The sequence below is a fragment of the Agrobacterium sp. LMR679 genome (assembly GCF_027157905.1).
Lineage (GTDB): Bacteria > Pseudomonadota > Alphaproteobacteria > Rhizobiales > Rhizobiaceae > Agrobacterium > Agrobacterium leguminum.
On record NZ_JAPVOJ010000002.1, the window covers coordinates 328,141 to 351,731 of the forward strand.

Here is a 23,591-nt window from a genome sequence, read left to right on the forward strand (position 1 = left end):
AACGGTCATATTATCGAACCTGTCAACAAGAGGAGGCACCCATGGGACTTACAAAATCTCTCAATGCCTTGGCAGTCGGTTTGGCGTTTTTGTTCGTAGCGATGATGCTTTTCATCTGACGAGACGTGAAGACCAAACGCAGATAAGAACCGTAGATGACACGAGTTTAAAAAGCGCAGGCCCTGAGGGACCTGCGCTTTTTTCATGTCGGTAATCTGCTCTGTAAAATCAGGCGGCGCTGCGGCGCAGACGCTCCAGCCCGAGATTTTCAAGCACCGCATCAACCAGCGGCGCGCGGTTCATGGTGTAGAGATGGAATTCATTGACGCCACGCCGCTGAAGATCGGCGATCTGCTCGGCGGCAACCTCTGCGGCCACGCGGGCACGACCTTCCAGATCGTCGTCATAACCTTCGAAACGCTCATCCAGAAAACCGGGAATGCTGGTGCCGCAACGGCCGGCGAAACGCTTGAGCTGGGTGAGGTTCTGGATCGGCATGATGCCCGGAACCACCGGAATGGTGATGCCCGCAGCCGTCACCCGCTCCATATAGCGTTCGAACACGTCATTATCGAAGAAGAACTGCGTCAGCGCCCGCGTCGCGCCATTATCCGCCTTGCGCTTCAACATCTCGATATCGACCGCTTCGCTTGCGCTTTCCGGGTGCTTTTCCGGATAGGCCGACACGGAAATCTCGAAATCGGCAATTTCACGCAACCCCTTCACCAGAGCGGCGGCGTTCTCATACCCTTCCGGATGCGGCTTATAGGCCGTGCCGATGCCCGTGGAGGGATCGCCGCGCAGCGCCACGAAATGACGAACGCCGGCGTTGCGAAACTCTTCGATGACCTGATGCACGTCCTCACGGCTGGCATCCACGCAGGTCAGATGCGCGGCGGTCGCCAGATGGCTGTCGCCGATCATCCGGCGCACCGCATCCAGCGTCGGCGCCTTGGTGGAACCGCCGGCGCCATAGGTGACGGACACGAAATCCGGGTTCCATTTCTTCAGCTCGGCAACTGTTTCCCAGAGCTGGGTTTCCATCTCGGGATTCTTGGGCGGGAAAAACTCGAAAGACAACCGGATATCGCCATCACGGCGCGCGGTTTCCGACCTCAACATATCATGCCCTCCCGGCAGCAAGTAAAACGGCCTCTTGCACCACATCGTCTGCCATCAGCAGCCGCTGGTCACGGGCAACCCAAATCGTAACATCCAGAGCTTCGTCGGACGCTTTTTCAGAATGAAGATCGACGGCACGCTCCAGAGAAAGCCCGGCCTTCTTCAGCCATTCTTCCATCAGCGGATGCGAGAAACCGAGCCGCACATGCGCATGCTCGTCGCGCAGATATTCGAAGGAATGCGGCGCAAGATCGATAACGATCAGCCGCCCGCCGGGGCGCAGCATGCGCGCGGCCTCGGAAAGCGCAATCTCCGGCTGGTCGAGAAAATGCAGGACCTGATGGATGACGATCAGATCGAAATCCTGGCCTTCCAGCGGCAGGTTGAGAATATCGCCATGGCGCACGGATGCATTGACCACGCCCGCCTTGTCGAGATTGGCACGCGCCACCGAGAGCATGTCACGGCTGGCATCCACACCGATTGCGCGGCGATAGATACCGCTCAGCAGCTGCAGAATGCGACCGGTGCCCGTACCGAGGTCGAGCAGCGAATCGACCGGCGTGGTGCCCACCAGCTTCAGGAGCGCGCCTTCCACCGCCTCGTCGCTGACATGCAGGCGGCGCAGCTCGTCCCAGGCGGAGGCGTTACGGCTGAAATAATCCTGCGCCCGCTCCGCCCGCACCCGCTTGACGGTGGCAAGCCGTTCGCTGTCGCGCTGGAGAACCGCGTCGGAGGGCGATGCAGCGGCAAGCAGCTGCCGCACAACGCCCGCAGGCTCGCCATCCTGCCGCAAACGGAAATAGGCCCATGCGCCTTCCTGATAACGCTCGATCAGCCCCTCTTCCGTCAAAAGCTTGAGGTGACGGGAGATGCGCGGCTGCGACTGGCCGAGGATTTCGGTAAGATCGGTAACCGTCAGATCGCCGGCCGAAAGAAGCGCCAGCAAACGGAAGCGCGTCGGCTCGCCCGCCGCTTTCAGGAGATCCACCAATTTGTCCAGACCGAACGCCACTCTGCCGCGCCTCGCAAGCTAATCAAGATATAAAGATATCTTTATGTCGATGTGGCATTCGATGCAAGCGCAAACTGTAATGCGCCGCCATCAACTCCATTATTGCACAAGAAAAGGCCCGCTTTACGGCGGGCCTTTCTTGAAAGGGGATGCGGAAAAGGATCAGCGCGTCAGGCGCTTGTAGCTGACCCGGCCGGGCTTGATGCTTTCCGGGCCGAGGCGGCGGACCTTGTCCTTTTCGTAGTCTTCGAAGTTGCCTTCGAACCATTCCACATGGCTGTCACCCTCGAAAGCAAGGATGTGGGTGGCCAGGCGGTCGAGGAACATGCGGTCGTGGCTGATGATAACGGCGCAGCCGGCAAAGGCTTCCAGCGCTTCTTCAAGTGCTGCCAGCGTTTCGGTATCAAGGTCGTTGGTCGGTTCGTCGAGCAGCAGAACGTTGCCGCCGGCCTTCAGCATCTTGGCGAGGTGAACGCGGTTGCGCTGACCGCCCGAGAGGTTGCCGACCTTCTGCTGCTGATCGCCGCCCTTGAAGTTGAAGGCGCCGCAATAGGCGCGCGAGTTCACTTCGAACTTGCCGAGCTTGATGATGTCGTTGCCGCCGGAGATTTCCTCCCACACGGTCTTGTCACCCGCCAGCGTATCGCGGCTCTGGTCGACATAACCGAGCTGAACCGTCTCACCGACAGTCACAGAACCGCTATCCGGCTTTTCCTGACCGGTGATCATCTTGAACAGTGTGGACTTACCCGCACCGTTCGGACCGATGACGCCGACGATGCCGCCGGGCGGCAGCTTGAAGGAGAGGTTTTCGATCAGCACGCGGTCGCCATAGGACTTCGTCAGATTGTCAGCTTCGATGACGACGCGACCGAGACGCTCGGCAACCGGAATGACGATCTGCGCATCGCCGGGACGGCGGTTTTCCGCTGCTTCCACCAGCTCGTCATAGGCCTTGATACGCGCCTTGGACTTGGTCTGGCGTGCCTTCGGGCTGGAGGCGATCCACTCGCTTTCGCGGCTGATGGCCTTCTGGCGGGAGGCGTCTTCACGGGCTTCCTGCTGCATACGCTTGGCTTTCGCCTGCAGGTAAGCGGAGTAGTTGCCTTCGTAAGGAATGCCACGACCACGGTCGAGCTCGAGAATCCAGCCCGTGACGTTGTCGAGGAAGTAGCGGTCATGGGTGATCATCATCACGGCGCCGGGATAGTCGCGCAGGTGCTTTTCAAGCCAGGCGATGGTTTCCGCGTCGAGGTGGTTGGTCGGTTCGTCGAGCAGCAGCAGGTCCGGCTGCGACAGCAGCAGACGGCACAGCGCCACGCGGCGGCGTTCACCACCAGAAAGGCCGGTTACAGCCGAGTCGCCGGGCGGGCAGCGCAGCGCGTCCATGGCCATTTCGACCTGATTTTCGAGGTCCCAAAGATTCTGACTGTCGATGATGTCCTGAAGCTTTGCGCCCTCATCCGCCGTTTCGTCGGAATAGTTCATCATCAGTTCGTTGTAGCGGTCGACGATGGCCGTCTTGCTCGCCACGCCTTCCATGACGTTTTCCATCACGGTCTTGTTTTCGTCGAGCTTCGGCTCCTGCTCAAGATAACCGAGCGTCGCGCCTTCGGCCAGCCAAGCCTCGCCGGTATATTCCTTGTCGAGGCCGGCCATGATTTTCAGAACAGTCGACTTACCGGCGCCGTTCGGGCCGAGGATACCGATCTTGGCGTCGGGGTAGAAGGAGAGATGAACGTTCTCCAGAACCTTCTTCGCACCATAGGCCTTGTTCAGCCCGGCCATGTGATAGATGAATTGACGTGCCATTGTAGCGAATGCTCCACATCGGATTTTTAAGAGTACGTATCGGGAAATTTGCCGCTATGTAGGGTAAATAGGACCTTGGGGCAACCTCTGGCACGATTATGACCCCATGATTATGACAAGCTGCGCGATGAGACGATGGGTGCGATGATGAATGAGACGACCGATAACCTCGCGTTCAGCCAGATCCAGAGACTGGAGGCCCCTTCCGGCGCCTCCATCGCCTTCCGTCATCAGCCTTCCACCCTCCCCGCCCGCGGCGTGCTCATGATCTGCCACGGCCTTGTGGAACATGCCGGCCGTTACCGCCGTTTTGCCGACGTCATGTCGCAGCAGGGTTTCGAGGTCTATGCCCACGACCATCGCGGCCACGGTCGCACGAAAGCGGCGGATGCGCCTCTCGGCCGTTTCGCCTGGAGGAACGGTGCTGAAAAGGTCGTGGCAGACGTCATGGCGATGCGCGTGATGGTCGGTGAAAGACATCCCGGCCTGGCCACGATCCTGTTCGGCCATTCCATGGGCGGCCTCGTGGCGCTCAACACCGCCGTCAGCCATCCGGATGCCTTCGATGGACTGTCGATCTGGAATTCCAACCTCAATCCCGGCCTCATGGGCCGTGTTGCACAGGTTCTGCTGCGGCTGGAAAAAATGCTGAAAGGTTCTGATGTGCCGAGCGCCATTCTGCCCAAGGCAACCTTCCGCGTGTGGAATGCGAAAATGCCGGAAAGGCGCACCCATGCCGACTGGCTGAGCCACGACAGGGCGGCGGTGGACGCCTATGTGGAAGATCCGCTCTGCCAGTTCGAGGCAAGCGTTTCCCTGTGGCAGGATGTCTTCGAACTGTCCTATCGCGCACCGAAACTCATCGAGCGCCTGCCCAAGAATTTGCCGCTTCTCCTCGTCAGCGGCGATCAGGACAAAGCCACCAATGACGGCAGGGAGATCGTCTGGCTTGCCGAACGCTTCCGTGCAGCGGGTTTCAGCCATGTCGAGCACACGATCTACAAGGGCATGCGGCACGAGACCTTGAACGAAATCGGCTGGCAGCCCGTCGCGGCGGATTTCGCCGCCTGGTGCGGCCGCGTCGTCGGCGATTGAGGGGCCTTTGCCGAAACGGAATAAGTCCATGAGATAAAATCACATGCGACGCGGCAAGCAGCGGTCTATAAACCGGCAGACACAAAATACCGGGGGACCGATGACCGACATGCCGAACAGGAAACCGCCGCTATCAGGCATTCGCGTCATCGAGCTGGCGCGTGTTCTGGCCGGTCCCTGGGCAGGGCAGATGCTGGCCGATATGGGGGCTGACGTTATCAAGGTCGAAAACCCCGAGGGCGGCGACGATACCCGCGCATGGGGACCGCCTTTCGTCGAAAGCGGCGATGGGGAAAACCTCTCCGCCGCCTATTACCACGCCACCAATCGCGGCAAGCGCTCCATCGTCGCCGATCTGAAGACACCCGAGGGCTGCGAGCTGGTGCGCCGGCTGGTGCGCACCGCCGATGTCGTCATCGAGAACTTCAAGCGCGGCGGGCTTGCCAAATATGGCCTCGATTACGAGAGCCTGAGAGTGCTCAATCCGAAACTGATCTATTGCTCCATCACCGGCTTCGGTCAGACCGGCCCTTATGCCGATCTCGCCGGATACGATTATATCGTGCAGGGCATGTCCGGCTTCATGTCTATCACGGGCGAAGCCGACGGCCAGCCGATGAAGGCGGGCGTGGCGGTGGCCGATATCTTCACCGGCATCTATTCGGTATCGGCCATTCAGGCGGCTCTGATCCATGCCATCCGCACCGGCGAAGGCCAGCATATCGACATGGCGCTTCTCGATGTGCAATCGGCCGTGCTCGCCAACCAGAACATGAACTATCTGATTTCCGGCAAGCCTCCCGTCCGGCTCGGCAACGCCCACCCGAATATTTCCCCCTATGAGGTGGTGCCGACGGCTGACGGTTTCCTGATCCTTGCGGTCGGCAATGACGGCCAGTTCCGCCGCCTTTGCACCATTCTCGGCATCGGCGCGATTGCCGATGACGAACGTTACGCGACGAACAAGGCCCGCGTGGCCCACAAAGCGGAAGTCCGGCAAATCGTTTCCACCGAAACGCTGAAATGGCAGAAGCGCGATCTTCTGACCGCCTGCGAAAAGAACGCCGTCCCCGCCGGGCCGATCAATTCCATCGAGGAAATGTTCGCCGATCCGCAGGTGAAGGCGCGCGGCCTCCGCGTCGATCTGGAGGCGGAAGACGGCACCGTCATCCCCGGTGTTCGCACACCCATTATCATGTCGCAAACGCCGCTGCGCTATGAACGCCCAAGCCCGAAGCTCGGCGAACATCAGGCGCAGGTGCTGGCCGAACTGGAAAACATCGAAAGGACCACGACGCCATGACTGCAGCCGGAATGAAAAGAACAGGCGGGCAACTGATCGTCGAAGCGCTGAAGGCCAATGGCGTCTCTCGCGTTTCCTGCGTTCCGGGCGAAAGCTATCTCGCTGTGCTGGATGCGCTTTATGAAAGCGGCATCGAAACCGTGGTCTGCCGCCAGGAAGGCGGCGCTGCGATGATGGCAGATACATGGGGCCGGCTGACGGGCGAACCCGGCATCTGCATGGTGACCCGTGGACCGGGTGCCACCAACGCCTCGGCGGGCCTGCACATCGCAAGGCAGGATTCCATTCCGATGATCCTCTTCATCGGCCAGGTTCAGCGCGAAGCGCGTGAGCGTGAGGCCTTTCAGGAAGTGGAATATCGCCGCGCCTTCACCGAATTCGCCAAATGGGTGGGCGAGATCGACGATGCCCGCCGCATTCCCGAATTCGTCACCCGCGCCTTCACTGTTGCCACCTCCGGCCGTCCCGGCCCGGTGGTTCTGACGCTGCCCGAAGACATGCTGGTGGAAGAGGTCGAAGCGCCTGAGGCAAAGCCCTATACTCCGGTCGAGGCACATCCCGGCCCGTCGCAGATGGCCGCCTTCGCAAACATGCTGGGCGAGGCAAAGCGCCCGGTCTTCATCATCGGCGGCACCCGGTGGTCCGAGGAAAGCGTCGCAGGCTTCAAGGTTTTTGCCGAAAACAACAAGCTGCCCGTCGGCTGTTCCTTCCGCCGCCAGATGCTGTTCGATCACTTCAGCCCCTCCTATGTGGGCGATGTCGGCATCGGCATCAATCCGGCGCTGGCCAAGGAGATCAAGGAGGCCGATCTCGTGGTGCTGCTCGGCGGCCGCCTCTCCGAAATGCCGTCTTCCGGTTATACGCTGCTCGACATCCCCTACCCGTCGCAGAAACTCGTCCATATCTATCCGGAAGCCGAAGAGCTTGGCCGCGTTTACCGTCCCGATCTCGCAATCTGCGCCGCACCGGAAAATTTCGTCGCTGCCCTCTCCTCCATCTCGCTTCCGGCAAAAACAGCATGGGCCGAGCGCACGGCCGCCATGCACGCTGCTTATCTCAACTGGTCCACCCCACCGCAGACCGGCCCCGGCGCGGTGCAGATGGGTCCGATCATGGACTGGATCGAGGCCAATGTGCCCGAGGATGCGATCTTCACCAATGGAGCGGGTAATTATGCCACCTGGGTGCACCGCTTCCACCGCTTCCGCCGCTTCAACACGCAATCGGCCCCGACATCAGGCTCGATGGGTTACGGTCTGCCGGCGGCGGTCGCCGCGAAGCACCTTTTCCCCGAGCGTGAGGTGATCTGCTTTGCCGGCGACGGCTGTTTCATGATGCACGGACAGGAATTCATCACCGCGGTCCGTTACGGCCTGCCGATCATCACGGTACTGGTCAATAACGGCACCTATGGCACGATCCGCATGCATCAGGAGCGGGAATATCCCGGACGTGTCAGCGGCACCGATCTTGTCAATCCGGATTTCAACGCCTTTGCCAAAGCCTATGGCGGCCACGGCGAAACGGTGGAAAAGACCGAAGACTTCGCCGCCGCCTTCGAACGGGCGCGGGCCAGCGGCAAGCCGGCCATCATCGAGGTGAAGCTCGATGCGGAAGCCATCACGCCGACGCGTACCCTGACGCAGATCAGGACCGGAAGCTGACATTATGCATGGACACGGCTCCGGCATGGTGTAAATCCTGACGCTCGCTTGACGTCATCCTCGGGCTTGTCCCGAGGATCCAATCACGTATCGTAAAGTTCATCGGTTGCAGATGCTCGGGACAGGCCCGAGCATGACGAAAGAGGGATCTCGCACTTCTTTCAGCAGCCCTTTGGATCAGGAAACGACATGCCGGATGCAGCCTCTCCCGTCATCACCCCGCGCGGCGCAAAAATCGAGCCCTCGGCGGGCGCGCCTTTCGAGGCCGTGCGCGTGGCCCGGGATGTGCTGCACACTTCCCGCACGGCAGCGCTTGCGACCCTCGATCCCGTCAGCGGTTATCCCTACACGACCGCCACCAATATCGGCATCGAACCGGATGGCACGCCGTTCTTCTTCGCGGCGGGGCTGACGCTGCATGCCCGCAACATGGAGGCGGACGCGCGCATCTCGCTGACGCTCGCCCCCTTCGGCAAAGGCGATGCACTGACGCTGCCGCGCCTGACACTGGTGGGCAAGGCGGAGCAAATCGACCCGGATGAAGCGCCGCTCGCCATCGCGCGCTACATTGCCCGCTACCCCAAAGCGAAACTTTATCTCTCCCTTCCCGACACGAGGCTTTATCGGCTGCGGACGGAAGGTGTGCAGATCAATGGCGGCCCGGCCCGCAATGCCAGCAACATCACCCCCGCCGATCTGCGCACCAATCTCTCAGGCGCAGACGAACTGATGGCGGCGGCGGAAAGCGAAGCAACCCGCCTTAACGCCATCAAGGGCGAAGCGGCCCGGCTTGCCGTTCTGGCCGGCGCAAAAAGCGGCCGCTGGACGATCACCTCCATCGACCCGGATGGTATCGATCTCGCCTCGGCCAGCGATCTGGCCCGGCTTTGGTTTGAGGAGCGGGTGACGACGTTGAAGCAGTTTGAGAAGGCGCTTGCTTCGCCGGTGAGGTGACGGACGCAAGCGATTCAAAAAACATGAAAATTGCTTCTACTTGGCATTTTGTGGCCATGTCGCCACGCCGCGCCGTCACCCCGGACTAGATCCGGGGTCCAGCGCGATCAAGTCCTTGATCGCGAAAGACTCTTTTCACGGCGCAGACGCGCCGTGGCTGGATGCCGGGTCAAGCCCGGCATGACGGGGAGCGTTTTTGACCCCATCCCATCAAAAAAGGCCGGGCCGCATTCCGCGACCCGGCCCTTTCTTAAAAACTCAGACGGATGCTCAGAGAGCAGCGGTCACGATGAATTCAACCTTGTAGTCCGGCGTTGCCAATGGTGCGCCGCTGGTGGCGCGGGCCGGCGGGTTTGCCGGGTCGATCCAGCCTTCCCAGACAGCGTTCATTTCGCCGAAGGTGGACATGTCGGAGAGGTAGATGATCGTCTGCAGGATCTTCGACTTGTCCGAACCGGCAGCGGCCAGCAGGCGGTCGACTTCAGCGAGAGCGGACTTGCTCTGTTCCGTAACGCTCGTGCCCTCGCCAACCTGGCCGGCCAGATAAACGGTGTTGCCGTGAACGACGGCGCCGCTCATGCGCTTGCCCGGCTCGATACGCTTGATGGTCATGGAAAACTCCTGTTGATTGGCATTTAAAACAAAATGAAGCGCGAAAAATCAGCCGCGCAGGTGATGGGTCTTTTCGTAAATCGCCGTGGAGCGCGCGCCGGAACGGCAATAGCCGAGCATCGGGCGCTGCAATTCGTCCAGCGCATCCACCATGCCGGCAACGGCGTCGGCGTCGACGCCATAGCGACCGACCGGCACATGCATGATGGTGAGGCCAAGCTGTTCGGCACGCTCGGCAATATCGGCGAAAAGCGGCTGGCCGTCTTCTTCACCATCAGGGCGGTGGCAGACGATCGACTTGAAGCCGAGCGCCTTGATCTCGTCGAGATCGGCGACGCTGATCTGTCCCGTTACCGAATATTCGTCGTCTATGCGCCTGATATCCATGTCATGCCTCCGCTGAAACCGGCGTCCGCGCCGCTGGCACGCTCTCGCCACCCTTAGAAATCCGCATCCGATGTAAGGGCTCAAAACCCATGCGTCAATGATGTGGTGTCCTCATTCGGTACGGCATTCAGAGGATGGAAAAGCGCAGGCCGAAGGAGCGACTTTGACCCGGCTGGACAATATTGAATTCGCCGGCGGCCTCAAGCTCGCTCCGCCCCACCCAGCGATGCGAAACCGGCTCGATGCCGAGCACATTGGCGGGCTCCTGCTGGTTCCGCCACATCTGCAGATAGGGCAGCGTCTCCGTGCGAAAATGCACGGTCAGCGTCTTCCCGCCAATGGCCGCGACGGGACCAAGCTTCAATTCCGCCCAATCATCATTGCCGGCGGGAACACAGAAAACATTGCCCGGCTCCTCGCCGAAACGCCAGCCATGGCCGCCGTCATCCAGCATCACACCCTTAAGCCGCACGGCATCGTCAAACAGACGAGCACCGATATTCATGTGATACATCAGGAACACCGGGATCGGCCGCTCGGACGTGTTAACGATCCGGTCATCGAGGCTGACTTCGCCGCTTTCCCCGTCGATACGCCATGTCCGTTCCAGAAGTGCGGTGCCACCATCGGCAAGCTTCACGGGAACCTCGACGCGCGCCAGTGCATTGGACTCATGAACATCGAACGCGATGATCGTCGCGGGATGGGAGGAAAAGGATCCATGCAGCGGATATCGACGCCCCTCACCGTCGCCATGGATCGGCTCGGGATGGCGGATATGGTCGGGGCCGCAGGTGAACAGAAAGCCTTCCAGCGAATGGTCGATGCGCGCATCGCCATCGTCGGGGATGGCGCGGCCGGGCGCGATGTCGATGCCATCGACAACACAGGCGCCGATATCGAAAACGGAGGTTTCATCGAGGAAAATGCGTGGCGATCTGCCGGCCTGAAACGAACGCAAGACAACCTCCCTGTGGCAGTAAAAACGCATGAATCACGGAAACGCTACTAGTCGTGACGGAAATTAAGATTGCATTAACCGCGAATTCACCTTTTTCACAATAGGGTCAAGATTGCGGTGTGTTTATCGGTGAACAAGCAAGGGATAGCAGAATCGTGAAACAGTTTCTTAACGCAGCTCTGGGTCTGACAGTCGCGCTGGTGGCAGCTATCGCCCCGCTACAGGCTGGCGCGCAGCAGCGTTATGGCGATCAGCAGACGATGCTGGTCACTCCGGACGGTCGCGTTCTCGACTTCATGCCGGAGCGCGGCGATATCGTCATCAGCCGCGATTCCATGGGACGCACGGTGTTTTACGACCAGTACGGCAATCTTCTCGCCACCGAAATGCCCTCCGGCTACCAGCAGCGGCAGCAGGCGCGCCAGCGCGACACCACCTATTATCCGCCGGCCCCCGGCGGCCAGTATCGCGAGCCGCAGCGCGACTACGGCTATCAGGACAATGGCAGCGTGCGCGATTACCGCGAATATCGCGGCGACGGTTCCGACGAGAATTTCTATACCGGCTCCGTTCCCGCACCCGGTGCGGTGGAAAGCGGCCCGCTCGGCCAGCCGATGCCGGGCGAAAGCACCACGGCCGCCGTTCCGCAGCCGGACCACCTGATCGAGCGCCATACGCCGGTAACAACGCCGGTCAATCGCTCGCGCCAGGAAATCGTCGCGCTTCAGACATTCCTTGATCGCGAGGGCATCTCGCCCGGCGTGATCGACGGCAAGATGGGCGACAACGTCAACAAGGCGATTGCCGCCTGGCAGGACATGACGGGCGAGAAGCTCGACCCCAACAATTCCGATGACATTCTGGAGCGTCTGCGCGCTTCCGGCGGCATGCCTATTGTCGACTACACCATCACCGCCGCCGACGCCGCCGGCCCCTATGTCGCCTCCATCCCGGACGACTATGCAGAGAAGTCGCAACTGCCTGCCCTCTCCTTCACCTCGACTTCGGAAGCGCTCGCCGAACGCTTCCACATGGATGAGAACTATCTGAAGGAACTGAACCCGGGCATCGATTTTTCCGTTCCCGGCACCATCATCAAGGTCGTCAATCCGGGCGAGACGAAAAAGGGACAGGTTGCCCGCATCGTCGCACATAAGGGCATCAAGCAGGTCTTCGCCTATGGTCAGGACGGCAATCTGATTGCCGCCTATCCGGCCACCATCGGTTCCACGGATACGCCCTCACCGAGCGGCACGCACACGGTGGAGCGCATCGCGCTCAATCCCGGCTACACCTATAATCCGAAGATCAACTTCAAGCAGGGCCAGAACGACAAGATCCTGCAGATCCCGCCGGGTCCGAACGGCCCGGTCGGCACGGTCTGGATTGCCCTGTCGAAGCCGACCTACGGCATTCACGGCACGCCGGAACCTTCGAAGATCGGCAAGACAAACAGCCACGGCTGTATCCGCCTGACCAACTGGGATGCAACGGAACTGGCAAAGATGGTCCGCCCCGGCGTAGTGGTCGAATTCGCGGAATAGGATCGACCGGAATAAAGAGAAAAAGCCCGGCGGTTTGGTCCGTCGGGCTTTTTTCATTTGGCGGCGTTTCAGTCGTGCTTTTCCGTCAGGAAATACAGCAGGGCGGCCACCGGCAAGGCGAAACCGATCCATGAGGCGGCTTGCCATTCGCCGACAGCATAAGCCCAGCCGCCCACGGCGGAACCGATTGCGCCGCCCATGAAAAACGTCGCCATATAGATGCCGTTCAGGCGGCTGCGGAATTCCGCCCCCAGCGTGAAGATGGCGCGCTGGCCAAGCACCAGATTGGTGGTGACGCCGAAATCCAGAACGATGGCAGCGACCACCAAGATGGCGAGCGCCAGATGCGAGCCTTCGGGCGCAAGATGCGTGATGGCGAAGGAGAGCGCCACCGCCACCAATGCAAGGAAAGTGGCCGCACGGGTCCAGCCGCGATCGGCCATCCGCCCGGCAATTGGCGCAGCCACGGTGCCCGCAGCCCCGGCAAGCGCAAACAGCGCGATCTCACCCTGGCTCAGGTTGAAATGCGGCCCGCTCAGATAAAGCGGCGTCGTGGTCCAGAACAGGCTGAAAGCGGCAAACAGGAAGGCATGGTAAATTGCCCGCCGCCGCAGGATCGGCGTGTGGAGGGCAAGCCTGCCCATCGAGGCCATCAGCGAGCCGTAACCCAGCCTTGCCTCCGGCATGCGCGGCGGCAAAAGCCGGAAGAGCACGACGGCAAGAAGCGCCATGACTGCCGCCGACGTCAGGAAGACGCCGCGCCACGAAACGACTTCCGACAGCAGGCTGGAGACCGGCCGCGCCAGCATGATGCCGGCCATCAGCCCGCTCATGACATTGCCGACCACCCGGCCGCGAATCGCGTGCGGCGCCATGTGGGCGGCATAGGGAACGATGACCTGCACTGCGACCGAACTGACGCCGACCAGAAAGGCCGCAATCAGAAACGGGGCCGCATGCGGCGCGAATGCCGCTGCCACAAGGGAAAGCACCGCCATCGAGACGGAACCGACCACCAGCTTGCGGTTTTCAACGAGATCGCCAAGCGGCACGACGAACAGCAGGCCGACACCGTAACCGATCTGCGTCAGGGTCACGATCAAGCCTGTAGCGCCGGCGGAAAGACCAAGCTCCGCCCCGATGATGCCGGCAAGCGGCTGGCCATAATAAAGATTTGCGGCAATCAGTCCGCAGGCTGTCGCCAAGAGGAACGTCAAGGCCGGGGAAATGGATGTTGCCTCGACATCATCCCCTTCAATTACACGCGTCGTCATCATTTTCTCCAATATGGAAACAATCGTTTCCTAAATAGTCACAAAATCAATCGGCAAGCTTCATGGCGATATCCACCACGGCCACCATGTCTTTGAGGCTTCGCCCCGTTTTTCCCACCACACGCATGCCGTACATCATGCACAGCATCGCCCGGGCGAGATCGTCGGGATCGGCCTTCGAACGCACGGAACCATCCTTCTGCCCTTCGGCAACGAGGCGGGCGACAATTCGCTCCCTCGCCTTCACCGCCCGCTCGACCACGATTGCAATATCGTCATCCAGAGCCGCCAGATCGGCAGCAGCACCAACCACCAGACATCCGTCAGAGCCGACACCGCCATGCGACCGTTCCGCATAGAACATCAGGCCCGCTCTCAGACGCTCATAACCGGTGTCACAACCGGCCACCGCCGCCTCGAAACGCTCTGTCTGCACGATCCTGTAGCGCTCCATCGTGGCGATGAAGATGGCTTTCTTGTCCTTGAAAGCCTTGTAAAGACTGCCCTGCGCCAGTTCCATCGCATCGGTGAGATCACCGACGGAGGTGGCATGATAACCGCGTCGCGAAAAAACACGGATCGCCCCATCGAGCGCACGGTCGACGTCAAACTCGCGCGGCCTGCCGCGATGGCGCTGTTCCGGTGAAAGGGTCTGGTTGATATTGCTCATGGCCGGAATATAGGAAACGATCATTTCCAAATCAAGCAAATAATGAAGCCATCGCTGAAAAGCGACGACTGACACGCCGGCAAGCCTGACGGCCGCCAATGGTCCGAGGCAGCATCATCCGTCTGCGGTTATGAGCGCCGCAGACGGATCGAAAATTGAAAGCAATATTTCAGGCGGCTTTACGGGTGAAAAGGCGCGCGGGTGGCGTACCGAGCCGCAACAGGCGTTTCGGCAGCAGGCCAAGCACTTCGTCCGCGAATGCTCTGGCATTCTCGACCGCCTTGTCGATATTGCTCACCTTGGTCTTATCGAGACAGAGAAGCGTGCCGCCAAGGTCGAAAATATCGCGATAGGCGGCTCTCTCGACGATCGGGGTGTTGAGAACCGAGACATTTTTCTCGGCCAGCAGCATCTTGACCAGCAGCAGCGAACGCGTCGCCACCATGGCGTTGACCCGCGTCAGCACGATGGAATGGGCAATCTCCTTGCCCATCTTTCGGTTCAGAAATTCGATATGGTCCAGAACCTCGGCGGCCCCGCGTGCATCCATGGCGCAGCCCTGAACCGGGATCAGCACATGATCGGAAATGCCAAGAGCCATGGTCAGAAGCGGGGTCTTCGCTCCCGGCAGATCGATGATGAAACAGTCGGTGCTGGTTTTATTCACGCGAATATGGCCCTCAAGCGACGCCATCGTCACATGCGAAATCACCGAAAGATTTTCGATATCGCCTGATAATTCGTGCCAGCGGGAAATCCACAATTGCGGATCGGCATCCAGAACCGTCACGCGGTGACCGCTGCGGGCCAGTTCGGTTGCCAGAAGCAGCACGGCGGTGGTTTTTCCAGCACCGCCCTTGGTATTGGCGAAAGTGATGACTGACATGACACCCCTGTTGGTCAGAGCCGTTTCATGCTCATTCACGCACCGAAGCAATTCATGGTGCTTTCCACAATCTTAACGAACAGGGTTAATAAAAGGCTAAGAACGGTTATGCCGGGCAACGAAAAGCCCGCGACCGGGTCGTCGCGGGCTTCTCCAGTTCAGTGGATTACATCAGCTTGCGGCAGGAGCCCACATCGTCCGCCCGCAACCGGCCGGCTTTAAGATCTTCATATTTGGGCAGATTCAGCGAACCGCCCAGCCTTTTCTCAACGGTATTGCGATCAAGCGAAATCATGCGCCCGGCACTGGTGAAGGACACGATGCCATTTTTTCCGGAATAGGCCATGGTCGCGCGCATCTCGCAAAAATAGCGGTCAGAACCTTTAGACAGGTTCCAGCCTCGAATTCCCGCCTTGTTGCTCGAGAGGGCTCCAACTTTGTAGCCCTGCCCTGACAGTTCCTTAAAAGAAGCAGCCTGCGCAACGACAGGCGCCCCCAACAACGCCACCGCGATCAGTGACGAAAAAAGTGAGAATCTCGCAGTCACTCTGCCCAACCTTTAAAAGCAATCCTCGAACAACTTCCTGGTATTTTCCAGCGTCATCGGCACTGGATTACCACCGCAGCTCGGATCCTTGATCGCTTCCGCCGCCAGTTCGTCGATACGATCCGGCTTGATGCCCATGGCGGTCAGGTTTTCCGGTACGCCGAGTTCCTTGCGAAGCTCCAGCACGTAATCATAAAAACCGTCGAAACCGCCGGAGATACCGAGATAGGCGGCCGCGCGGGCAATCTTGTCTTCGATGGCAGGGCGGTTGAAGCGCAGCACCGCCGGCATGACGACGGCATTGGTCATGCCGTGATGGGTGTTGTAGACAGCGCCTATCGGATGCGAAAGCGAGTGAATGGCGCCAAGGCCCTTCTGGAAGGCCACCGCCCCCATCGCCGCCGCTGCCATCATATTGGTGCGCGCTTCGATATCCGTGCCGTCCTTGTAGGCGCGCGGCAGGAATTCCTTGACGAGACGCAGGCCCTCCAGCGCCACGCCGGCGCTCATCGGGTGATAGAACGGCGAGGAATAGGCTTCAAGGCAATGGGCGAAAGCATCCATGCCCGTGCCGGCCGTGATGACCTTCGGCATGCCGACCGTCAGCTCCGGATCGCAGATGACGACGCCCGGCAAGAGCTTCGGATGGAAGATGATCTTCTTCACATGGGTCTGCGAATTGGTGATGACGCTGGCGCGGCCGACTTCCGAACCCGTACCAGCGGTTGTCGGAACGGCGACAATGGGCGCGATCTTGGAAGCATCCGCCCGGGTCCACCAGTCACCGATATCCTCGAAATCCCAGACCGGGCGTGTCTGCCCGGCCATGAACGCGATGGTTTTGCCCAGATCAAGGCCAGAGCCGCCGCCGAAGGCGACGACGCCGTCATGGCCACCATCGCGATAGGCTTTCACGCCGGCTTCCATGTTGATCTCGTTGGGGTTCGGATCGACCTCGGCGAAGATCGCCCGGCCGAGGCCTGCCTCTTCCAGCACATCCAGCGCATGCGCGGTGATCGCCATATTGGCAAGGCCGCGATCCGTCACGAGAAGCGGCTTCCTGATGCCGAGCGTCTTGCAGGCTTCCGCCAGTTCCTTGATCCGGCCACGGCCAAGCTTGACGGCGGTGGGGTAGCTCCAGTTGGCGACGATATTCATTTCGTGACTTTCTTCAGATGGTAGGACTTCGGGCGGGTCAGGTTCTGGAAACCGAGGACGGAAAGTGAACCGCCACGGCCGGTTTCCTTCACACCGGTCCAGCAAAGCGCCGGATCCAGATAATCGGCGCGGTTCATGAACACGGTTCCGGTCTCGATTTCGCGGCCGATCCTTGCTGCCCGTGTCGCATCCTGCGTCCAGAGCGAAGCGGTGAGGCCGTATTTGCTGTCATTCATCAGCGCGATGGCTTCATCGTCGTTCTTGACCTTCATGATGCCGATGGCGGGACCGAAAGTCTCTTCGGTCATGAATTCCATGGAATGATCGACATTGACGAGGATCTGCGGCGCGACATAAGCACTCTCGCCATCATCGGCCGGGAAAAGCGTCTGATCGACCAGCGCCTTGGCGCCCTTGGCAACGGCGTCGGCAATCTGCGCCCGCACCACCTTGGCAAACCGCTTGTTGGCCATCGGCCCGAGCGTGGTTTCCTGCTCCAGCGGATTGCCGAGCTTGTAGTTCGAAACCCACGCCACCGACTTCTCGACGAATTCGTCATAGAGGTTTTCATTGACGTAGATGCGCTCGATACCGCAGCAGCATTGCCCGGAATTATAGGTGCCGCCATCCATCAGCGTATCGACGGCGGCATCGAGATCGGCATCCTCCATCACATAACCGGGGTCCTTGCCGCCGAGTTCAAGCCCGAGGCCGGTGAAGGTGCCGGCAGCGGCGCGCTCAATGGCGCGACCGCCTTCCACCGAACCGGTGAAATTGACGAAGTTGAACAGGCCCTCGGAAATCAGCGCAGAAGTCGTTCCATGGTCGAGGAAGACGTTGATGAAGACATCATCAGGCACCCCAGCCTCGACAAAAGCCCGCACCATGCGTTCGCCGACCAGCAACGTCTGCGCCGCATGTTTGATGACCACCGTATTGCCGGCCATCAAAGCGGGCGCGACGGTGTTGATCGCCGTCATGTAAGGATAGTTCCACGGCGCGATGACGAAGACCACGCCATGCGCCTCGCGCTCGATGCGACGTTCGAAATTGCCGCTTTCCTCGATGACGAGCGGCGCCAGCGCATCGGCGGCAATCGACGCGACATAATTGGAGCGCTCGTTGAAGCCCTTGAACTCGCCGCCATAACGAACCGGTCGGCCCATCATATGCGCCAGTTCCGGCACAACATCCGCCACCATTTCGTTGAGGCGCGCCACACCCTTCAGAACCAGCTGAACGCGGTCCTCAAGCGGACGTCGAGCCCAGTCTTTCTGCGCCTTGCGCGATTTCGAAACGGCGGCCCGCGCCGCCTCCAGCGACATCGCCTCCCGCTCGGCATAAACCGAGCCGTCGATGGGCGAGATATTCTGGATCATGGTCATGATATTTTCCCGTAATGATTAGGCCCGTTCAAAACCGCGCGCCACTTCCCAGTCGGTCACGCGGCGGTCGTATTCTTCCTGTTCCCACCGTCCGGCATGAACGTAATGATCGATCACATCGTCGCCGAAGGCGTTGCGCAGCATTTTCGATCCGTCCAGAAAGGCAGTGGCGTCACGCAGGGTCTTGGGTATCTCGCGCACATCCTTGCCGCCATAGGCGTCACCGACAAAAGCGGGCTCAAGTTCAAGTTTATTTTCGATGCCGTCAATGCCCGCCGCAAGAAGAGCCGCCATCGCGAGATAGGGATTGAGATCGGATCCGCCGACACGGCATTCGATGCGGATGCCCTTCGTGCCCTCGCCGCACAGGCGATATCCGGCCGTGCGGTTGTCGAGGCTCCAGATCGCCTTGGTCGGCGCAAACGTGCCGGCCATGAACCGCTTGTAGGAATTGATATAGGGCGCGAGGAAATAGGTTATCTCGCTGGCATGGGCGAGAAGCCCGGCAACATAATGCCGCATCAGCTCCGACATGCCGTGTTTGGCGTCCTTGTCGAGGAAGGCCGGCGTCTTGCCGTCAGCGCTCCAGAGAGACTGGTGAATATGCGAGGAACTGCCGGCGGCGTTGTAATTCCACTTGGCAAGGAAAGTCACCGCCTTGCCCTTCGACCACGCAATCTCCTTGGTCGCGTTCTTGATGATGGCGTGCCGGTCGGCCATGGTCAGCGCTTCGGCATAACGAACGTTGATTTCCGCCTGGCCGGGAGACGCCTCACCCTTGAAGTTTTCAACCGGAATACCGGCGCCCTGCAGGCCCTTGCGCAGCGCCCGCATGACGTCCTCTTCCTTGGTCGTCTGGAAGATGTGGTAATCCTCGTTGTAACCGCTGGCGAGGTTCAGGCCCTTGTAACCGCTGGCGCGCGCCGCGTCGAAAGTCTGGTCGAACAGGAAAAATTCCAGCTCGGTCGCCATGAAGGCTTTCAGCCCCATGGCCTCCAGCCGCGCCACCTGCTTTTTCAGCAACGCACGCGGCGAATGCGGCACCTCTTCATGGGTGTGATGGTCAAGCACATCGCAGAGCACCAGCGCCGTGCCTTCCAGCCACGGCACGCGCCGCAGCGTCGAAAGATCGGGTTTCAGCACATAGTCGCCATAACCCTTTTCCCAGCTGGAGGATTTATAGCCGGGAACGGTCTCCATCTCCATGTCGGTGGCAAGCACGTAATTACAGCTATGGGTTTCCTCAAAGGCGCTTTCAACGAAGAATTCGGCCTGAAATCTCTTGCCCATCAGACGCCCCTGCATGTCGACAAGGCAGGCCAGAACCGTGTCGATGCGCCCCTCGGCGACATCCATTTTAAGCGCGTCGAATGTATAGCTCGTCATTTTGTCCGTTCCCTTTATTGTCGTGGCCGGGCGGCCGGCATGCGGCCGCCCGTTTGTTTGAACATCAGGCCTTTGCAGCCGCTGCGGCAACCGCAGCCTGCTTGTGCTCCAGCGCGAATTCCTCTTCCGGCGACAGGATGAGGCGATGGCGTCCGACAAAGGCGAAATAGGCAATCGCCACGGCGAACCAGACCGCCACCCAGAGCACGCCCTTGGTGAAGTTCGGATCCTGGATCTGGTAAAGCAGCGTGACGATGGCGATGATAACGGTCAGCACCGCGCCCGGAATGCCGAAGGGCGAACGGAACGGCCGCTCGATATGCGGCAGGTTCTTCCTGAGCAGGATGAAGGAAATCGCCTGCATGATGTAGGAGAACATCGCACCGAACACGGCCATGTTCAAAAGTACGCTGCCGATGATGCTGCCGCCCTGTTCCGCACCCAGCGCGAACCAGATGACGAGCATGACCGCGAGACCGACAATCGCGCCGGAAATATTGGCCACGTATGGCGTGCGGTATTTGGAATGGGTGATCGACAGCACCGTCGGGAAGTAACCCGCACGCGACAGCGAATAGATCTGGCGACCCTGCGCGTAGAGGATCGTGTGGAAGCTGGCGATCAGGCCGGTAAGCGCGACGAGACCGAGCAGCACCACGCCGCCATCGCCGTAGATCGCCTTGAAACCATCGAGCAGCGGCTCCAGCGAGGAGCCGAGATGGAAGGCGCCGACGCCCGGCAGGGACGGGTTGAGCAGCACGATCATGAAGGCCGAAACCATCAGCGTCACCATGCCGAGGATGATGCCCTTTGGCATGTCGCGCTTGGGATCGACCGATTCTTCCGCCGCCAGCGGCAGCTGCTCGATGGCGAGAAACAGCCAGACCGCGAAAGGCAGCGTGGCGAGAACGCCCGAGAAGCCGAAGGGGAAGAAGGAACCGCCGCCCTCCGGCAGCTCCACCGCCTTACCGTCAGGTCCGACACCGATATTGAGCGCGAAACGCGAAAAATCGATGTTCGGGATGGCGCTGATCCAGAAGAACACCAGAACGGCAAGCGAAATCAGCGTGATGACCAGCGTCACCTTGAAGGAAAGCTCAAGCCCGAAGACATTGAGCGCAAGGAATATCGCGTAAAATGCTATCCACACGAAGGGTGAATAGGCCGGATCGAGGCCCAGAATGGAGTTCACATAGGCCGTGATGAAGGTGACGACGACCGCCGGCGTCAACACATATTCGACATTCTCGCAAAGTCCGGTGATGAAGCCGCCCCATGGGCCCATGGCCGTGCGGGCAAAGGAATAGGCCGCACCCGTATGCGGCAAGGCCGGGCTCATTTCCGCGATCGAAAATGTCAGCCCGAGATACATGATGGCGATGATGATGCCCGCCACCAGCATGCCGCCCCAGCCGCCGGTGGAAAAGCCGAAATTCCATCCGGAAAAATGCCCGGAAATGACCGCGCCGACGCCGAGCGACCAGAGCGACCACACGCCCGCATAGCGGGATAGTCCGCGTTTTTCGAAATAGGATGCATCAGCCTTCTTGTAGCTGACGCCTGACGATGAACTGTCCATGCCCTTCTCTCCTGAATAAGAAAAAAACAAGCCAGTCAGCCGTTATTGGCCGATTGTGCCCCAGTTTTTGGCCTCACCCGGGAGTCTCCCGCGATTGGCCGCACGCACTTGCTGTTCCCTTGCCGCTTCGTGTTTTTCCGGCTGCATGGCCGGTTTTTATAAAATGGCGGCAGTCTCATCTGGCAGCCGGCCCCGGTGTTTTCACCATCGGCCGGCCATAGCTCCCTCACTCATCGATAGATGAGAGCGCCTTCCCCATAAGCTCGTGGAGAAAACCGGCGATTGCCGCCTGCTCTCCTTCATTGGTGATGAGATCGTTGCGGATCTCGATCATGACGTTCAAAAGCCCGTCCGGCAGCGCATGCAGCCGCAGCGTATGCGTCACGCCGTCTTCCGGGCCATAGGGATCGTTACGGTTGACCGTAAGCGAGGACCCTTCGGCGCCCGCCAGCATCGCATCCGCGAGACGGCTGTCGGTATCGTGCAGGATGCCGATCTCAACCTTTCGGAACCGGCCGTGATAAACCGGCGTGAAACTGTGGATGGTCACCACCACCACGTTACGGCCATCCGCCTGCCGCGCGGCGATGATCTCGCTCACCCGGTCATGAAACGGCACATAAAGTGCTGAGGTGCGGGCGAACCGCTCCGCTTCGCTGAGATCGAAATTGCCGGGAATATCGTAAATCTCGCTTTTCACCGGCATGGCGGAAGGCGATTCGGGCGGCCGGTTGCAATCGTAGACAAGGCGCGAAAATCGCTGGTAGACGAGCGTGGCGTCAAACTTTTCCGAAAGCAGCCGGGCAACGGCCAGAGCGCCCGGATCCCACGCCGCATGGCTCGAAAGCACCTCCGGCGAAAGACCCAGTGTACCGAATTTCTGCGGGATGGTGGCGGAGGCATGTTCGCAGACGAGAAGGACGTCGCCCTTAGCCCCAGCATTCTCGATGCCGACGGCCTGCCCTTCCGCTTCTGTGAAAAACCGTGACCGCACCGTCATGCACGAACCCCGCCCGGAAACCCCGCGCTCCGTCAATACCGAAAAGAATTCTTCACATTATTGCGAGTGTCAAATGGAATTTTGAAATTTTCTCTTCATTTTCCCATTGACTCGATAGCTGGCACAGATGTTTATTTTAGCCATGCACCGGCAGAAGACCGGAAGGGGAAAAATTTGCGCAGCACGACGGCGACCGTGTCGGATGTCATCCATGCCCACTACGATGCGCTGACCCGTTCGGAAAAACGGCTGGCGGAGAGCCTGCTCGGCAACTACCCCGTCTCCGGCCTCGGCAGCATCACCACCATTGCGGAAAATGCCGGCGTTTCGACGCCGACGGTGGCGCGCATGGTGCAGAAGCTCGGCTACAAGGGCTATCCGGAATTTCAGGCGCATCTGCACCAGGAACTGGAAGCGACGATCTCCGGCCCCATCGCCAAACATGACCGCTGGGCGACCAATGCGCCCGGCCTGCACATTCTCAACCGCTTCGCAGATGCCATCACCGGCAATCTGCGCGATACGCTGAGCGATCTCGACACCGCCGTCTTCGACAATGCCGCAGCGCTGCTTTCCGACCGCAAGCGCAGCATCTATTTCGTCGGCGGACGCATCACCGGTGCGATTGCCGAATATTTCTTCACCCATATGCAGGTGATCCGGCCGAAGACGGCGCTGATGTCGTCGAATTCCAGCGCCTGGCCGCAATATATGCTGAACATGAGCGCCGGCGACGTGCTCGTTATCTTCGACATCCGCCGCTACGAGCACGACATGACGACGCTGGCCGAAGTGGCGAAAGCCAACGGCGTGCAGATCATTCTCTTCACCGATCAATGGACATCGCCGGTGGCGCGCCACGCGCTGCACATTTTCCGCGTCAGGATCGAGGCTCCCTCGGCATGGGATTCCTCCGTTGTCACCCTGTTCGTGGTCGAAGCCCTGATCGAAGCGGTGCAGAGCGGCACCTGGGATGAAACCAGGGAACGCATGAATGCACTGGAAGGCCTGTTCGAACAGACGCGGCTGTTCCGCAGGCCGCAAAGAACATGAATTTGCATAGCCGGCATACGACTTGACGCGGATGCCGCACGCTGATTGGATACCTGCGATCGCCGCCAGCACGATAAAGCAGGGGAAAACACCAAGCTGGGGAACGCATCTGATCTAACGGACGACAACGGGCAACTCCCGCAATTGCAGGCACACAAGCCTGATAATGGCGGAAAACGAGTGT

The 23,591-nt window shown here is 60.1% G+C and carries 21 protein-coding genes; 6 read left to right on the top strand and 15 right to left on the bottom strand.

Annotated features, from left to right (window positions below):
• Positions 1-228: 228 nt before the first annotated feature.
• The 3 genes from metF to ettA form a co-directional block, all read right to left on the bottom strand.
• A complete protein-coding gene (gene metF, locus O3W47_RS12450) occupies positions 229-1,122 on the bottom strand; it encodes a methylenetetrahydrofolate reductase [NAD(P)H] (RefSeq protein ID WP_269313865.1) in 894 nt (297 codons plus the stop codon).
• A 1-nt stretch (position 1,123) separates the two neighbouring features.
• Positions 1,124-2,137: an ArsR/SmtB family transcription factor gene (locus tag O3W47_RS12455; RefSeq protein WP_269313866.1), complete on the bottom strand. Its 1,014-nt coding sequence runs from the start codon at positions 2,135-2,137 to the stop codon at positions 1,124-1,126.
• A gap of 162 nt (positions 2,138-2,299) precedes the next feature.
• Positions 2,300-3,949 carry an energy-dependent translational throttle protein EttA gene (gene ettA / locus O3W47_RS12460; protein ID WP_003522791.1) on the bottom strand — a complete coding sequence of 550 codons (1,650 nt, stop codon included), beginning with the start codon at positions 3,947-3,949 and terminating at the stop codon, positions 2,300-2,302.
• A 147-nt stretch (positions 3,950-4,096) separates the two neighbouring features.
• On the opposite strand from ettA, the gene O3W47_RS12465 reads away from it, so the two are divergent.
• From O3W47_RS12465 to O3W47_RS12480, 4 genes are all read left to right on the top strand, one after another.
• Complete coding sequence (locus O3W47_RS12465) at positions 4,097-5,044, top strand: alpha/beta fold hydrolase (RefSeq protein WP_269314831.1); 948 nt, start codon at positions 4,097-4,099, stop codon at positions 5,042-5,044.
• A gap of 100 nt (positions 5,045-5,144) precedes the next feature.
• Positions 5,145-6,347 carry a CaiB/BaiF CoA transferase family protein gene (locus O3W47_RS12470; protein ID WP_269313867.1) on the top strand — a complete coding sequence of 401 codons (1,203 nt, stop codon included), beginning with the start codon at positions 5,145-5,147 and terminating at the stop codon, positions 6,345-6,347.
• Positions 6,344-8,011: a thiamine pyrophosphate-binding protein gene (locus O3W47_RS12475; protein WP_269313868.1), complete on the top strand. Its 1,668-nt coding sequence runs from the start codon at positions 6,344-6,346 to the stop codon at positions 8,009-8,011. The genes O3W47_RS12470 and O3W47_RS12475 overlap by 4 nt, the downstream gene beginning before the upstream one ends.
• 189 nt (positions 8,012-8,200) lie before the next feature.
• A complete protein-coding gene (locus tag O3W47_RS12480; protein ID WP_269313869.1) occupies positions 8,201-8,965 on the top strand; it encodes a HugZ family pyridoxamine 5'-phosphate oxidase in 765 nt (254 codons plus the stop codon).
• A 270-nt stretch (positions 8,966-9,235) separates the two neighbouring features.
• Here O3W47_RS12480 and O3W47_RS12485 read toward each other — a convergent pair whose 3' ends face one another.
• From O3W47_RS12485 to O3W47_RS12495, 3 genes are all read right to left on the bottom strand, one after another.
• Positions 9,236-9,577 carry a RidA family protein gene (locus O3W47_RS12485; protein ID WP_003494829.1) on the bottom strand — a complete coding sequence of 114 codons (342 nt, stop codon included), beginning with the start codon at positions 9,575-9,577 and terminating at the stop codon, positions 9,236-9,238.
• Positions 9,578-9,625: 48 nt separating this feature from the next.
• Complete coding sequence (locus O3W47_RS12490; protein WP_003522797.1) at positions 9,626-9,964, bottom strand: TIGR01244 family sulfur transferase; 339 nt, start codon at positions 9,962-9,964, stop codon at positions 9,626-9,628.
• 127 nt (positions 9,965-10,091) lie between these two features.
• Complete coding sequence (locus tag O3W47_RS12495) at positions 10,092-10,925, bottom strand: aldose 1-epimerase family protein (RefSeq protein ID WP_269313870.1); 834 nt, start codon at positions 10,923-10,925, stop codon at positions 10,092-10,094.
• 155 nt (positions 10,926-11,080) lie between these two features.
• On the opposite strand from O3W47_RS12495, the gene O3W47_RS12500 reads away from it, so the two are divergent.
• Positions 11,081-12,469: a L,D-transpeptidase family protein gene (locus O3W47_RS12500; protein WP_174025232.1), complete on the top strand. Its 1,389-nt coding sequence runs from the start codon at positions 11,081-11,083 to the stop codon at positions 12,467-12,469.
• Between the two features lie 68 nt (positions 12,470-12,537).
• Here O3W47_RS12500 and O3W47_RS12505 read toward each other — a convergent pair whose 3' ends face one another.
• From O3W47_RS12505 to O3W47_RS12545, 9 genes are all read right to left on the bottom strand, one after another.
• Positions 12,538-13,743: an MFS transporter gene (locus tag O3W47_RS12505; RefSeq protein WP_269313871.1), complete on the bottom strand. Its 1,206-nt coding sequence runs from the start codon at positions 13,741-13,743 to the stop codon at positions 12,538-12,540.
• Between the two features lie 46 nt (positions 13,744-13,789).
• Entirely contained in the window at positions 13,790-14,437 is a 648-nt protein-coding gene (locus O3W47_RS12510; protein WP_080818665.1) for a TetR/AcrR family transcriptional regulator, read from the bottom strand.
• A 145-nt stretch (positions 14,438-14,582) separates the two neighbouring features.
• Positions 14,583-15,299, bottom strand: a complete 717-nt coding sequence (locus O3W47_RS12515; RefSeq protein WP_269313872.1) for a ParA family protein — start codon at positions 15,297-15,299, stop codon at positions 14,583-14,585.
• Positions 15,300-15,465: 166 nt separating this feature from the next.
• Positions 15,466-15,846: a hypothetical protein gene (locus tag O3W47_RS12520; RefSeq protein ID WP_269313873.1), complete on the bottom strand. Its 381-nt coding sequence runs from the start codon at positions 15,844-15,846 to the stop codon at positions 15,466-15,468.
• Between the two features lie 12 nt (positions 15,847-15,858).
• Positions 15,859-17,004 carry an iron-containing alcohol dehydrogenase gene (locus tag O3W47_RS12525; protein ID WP_269313874.1) on the bottom strand — a complete coding sequence of 382 codons (1,146 nt, stop codon included), beginning with the start codon at positions 17,002-17,004 and terminating at the stop codon, positions 15,859-15,861.
• Positions 17,001-18,389, bottom strand: a complete 1,389-nt coding sequence (locus O3W47_RS12530) for an aldehyde dehydrogenase family protein (RefSeq protein WP_269313875.1) — start codon at positions 18,387-18,389, stop codon at positions 17,001-17,003. Before O3W47_RS12530 ends, O3W47_RS12525 begins: the two co-directional genes overlap by 4 nt.
• An 18-nt stretch (positions 18,390-18,407) precedes the next feature.
• The gene (locus tag O3W47_RS12535) at positions 18,408-19,775 is read right to left on the bottom strand and encodes a glutamine synthetase family protein (RefSeq protein WP_269313876.1); all 1,368 of its coding nucleotides are present in this window, start codon (positions 19,773-19,775) and stop codon (positions 18,408-18,410) included.
• Positions 19,776-19,839: 64 nt separating this feature from the next.
• Positions 19,840-21,354, bottom strand: a complete 1,515-nt coding sequence (locus O3W47_RS12540) for an amino acid permease (RefSeq protein ID WP_137452948.1) — start codon at positions 21,352-21,354, stop codon at positions 19,840-19,842.
• Positions 21,355-21,580: 226 nt separating this feature from the next.
• Positions 21,581-22,354, bottom strand: coding sequence for an N-formylglutamate amidohydrolase (locus O3W47_RS12545; RefSeq protein ID WP_137452947.1), 774 nt, complete (start codon positions 22,352-22,354; stop codon positions 21,581-21,583).
• A gap of 174 nt (positions 22,355-22,528) precedes the next feature.
• Between O3W47_RS12545 and O3W47_RS12550 the strand changes: the two genes are divergently transcribed.
• Positions 22,529-23,407, top strand: coding sequence for a MurR/RpiR family transcriptional regulator (locus O3W47_RS12550; protein ID WP_137452946.1), 879 nt, complete (start codon positions 22,529-22,531; stop codon positions 23,405-23,407).
• Positions 23,408-23,591: the final 184 nt, after the last annotated feature.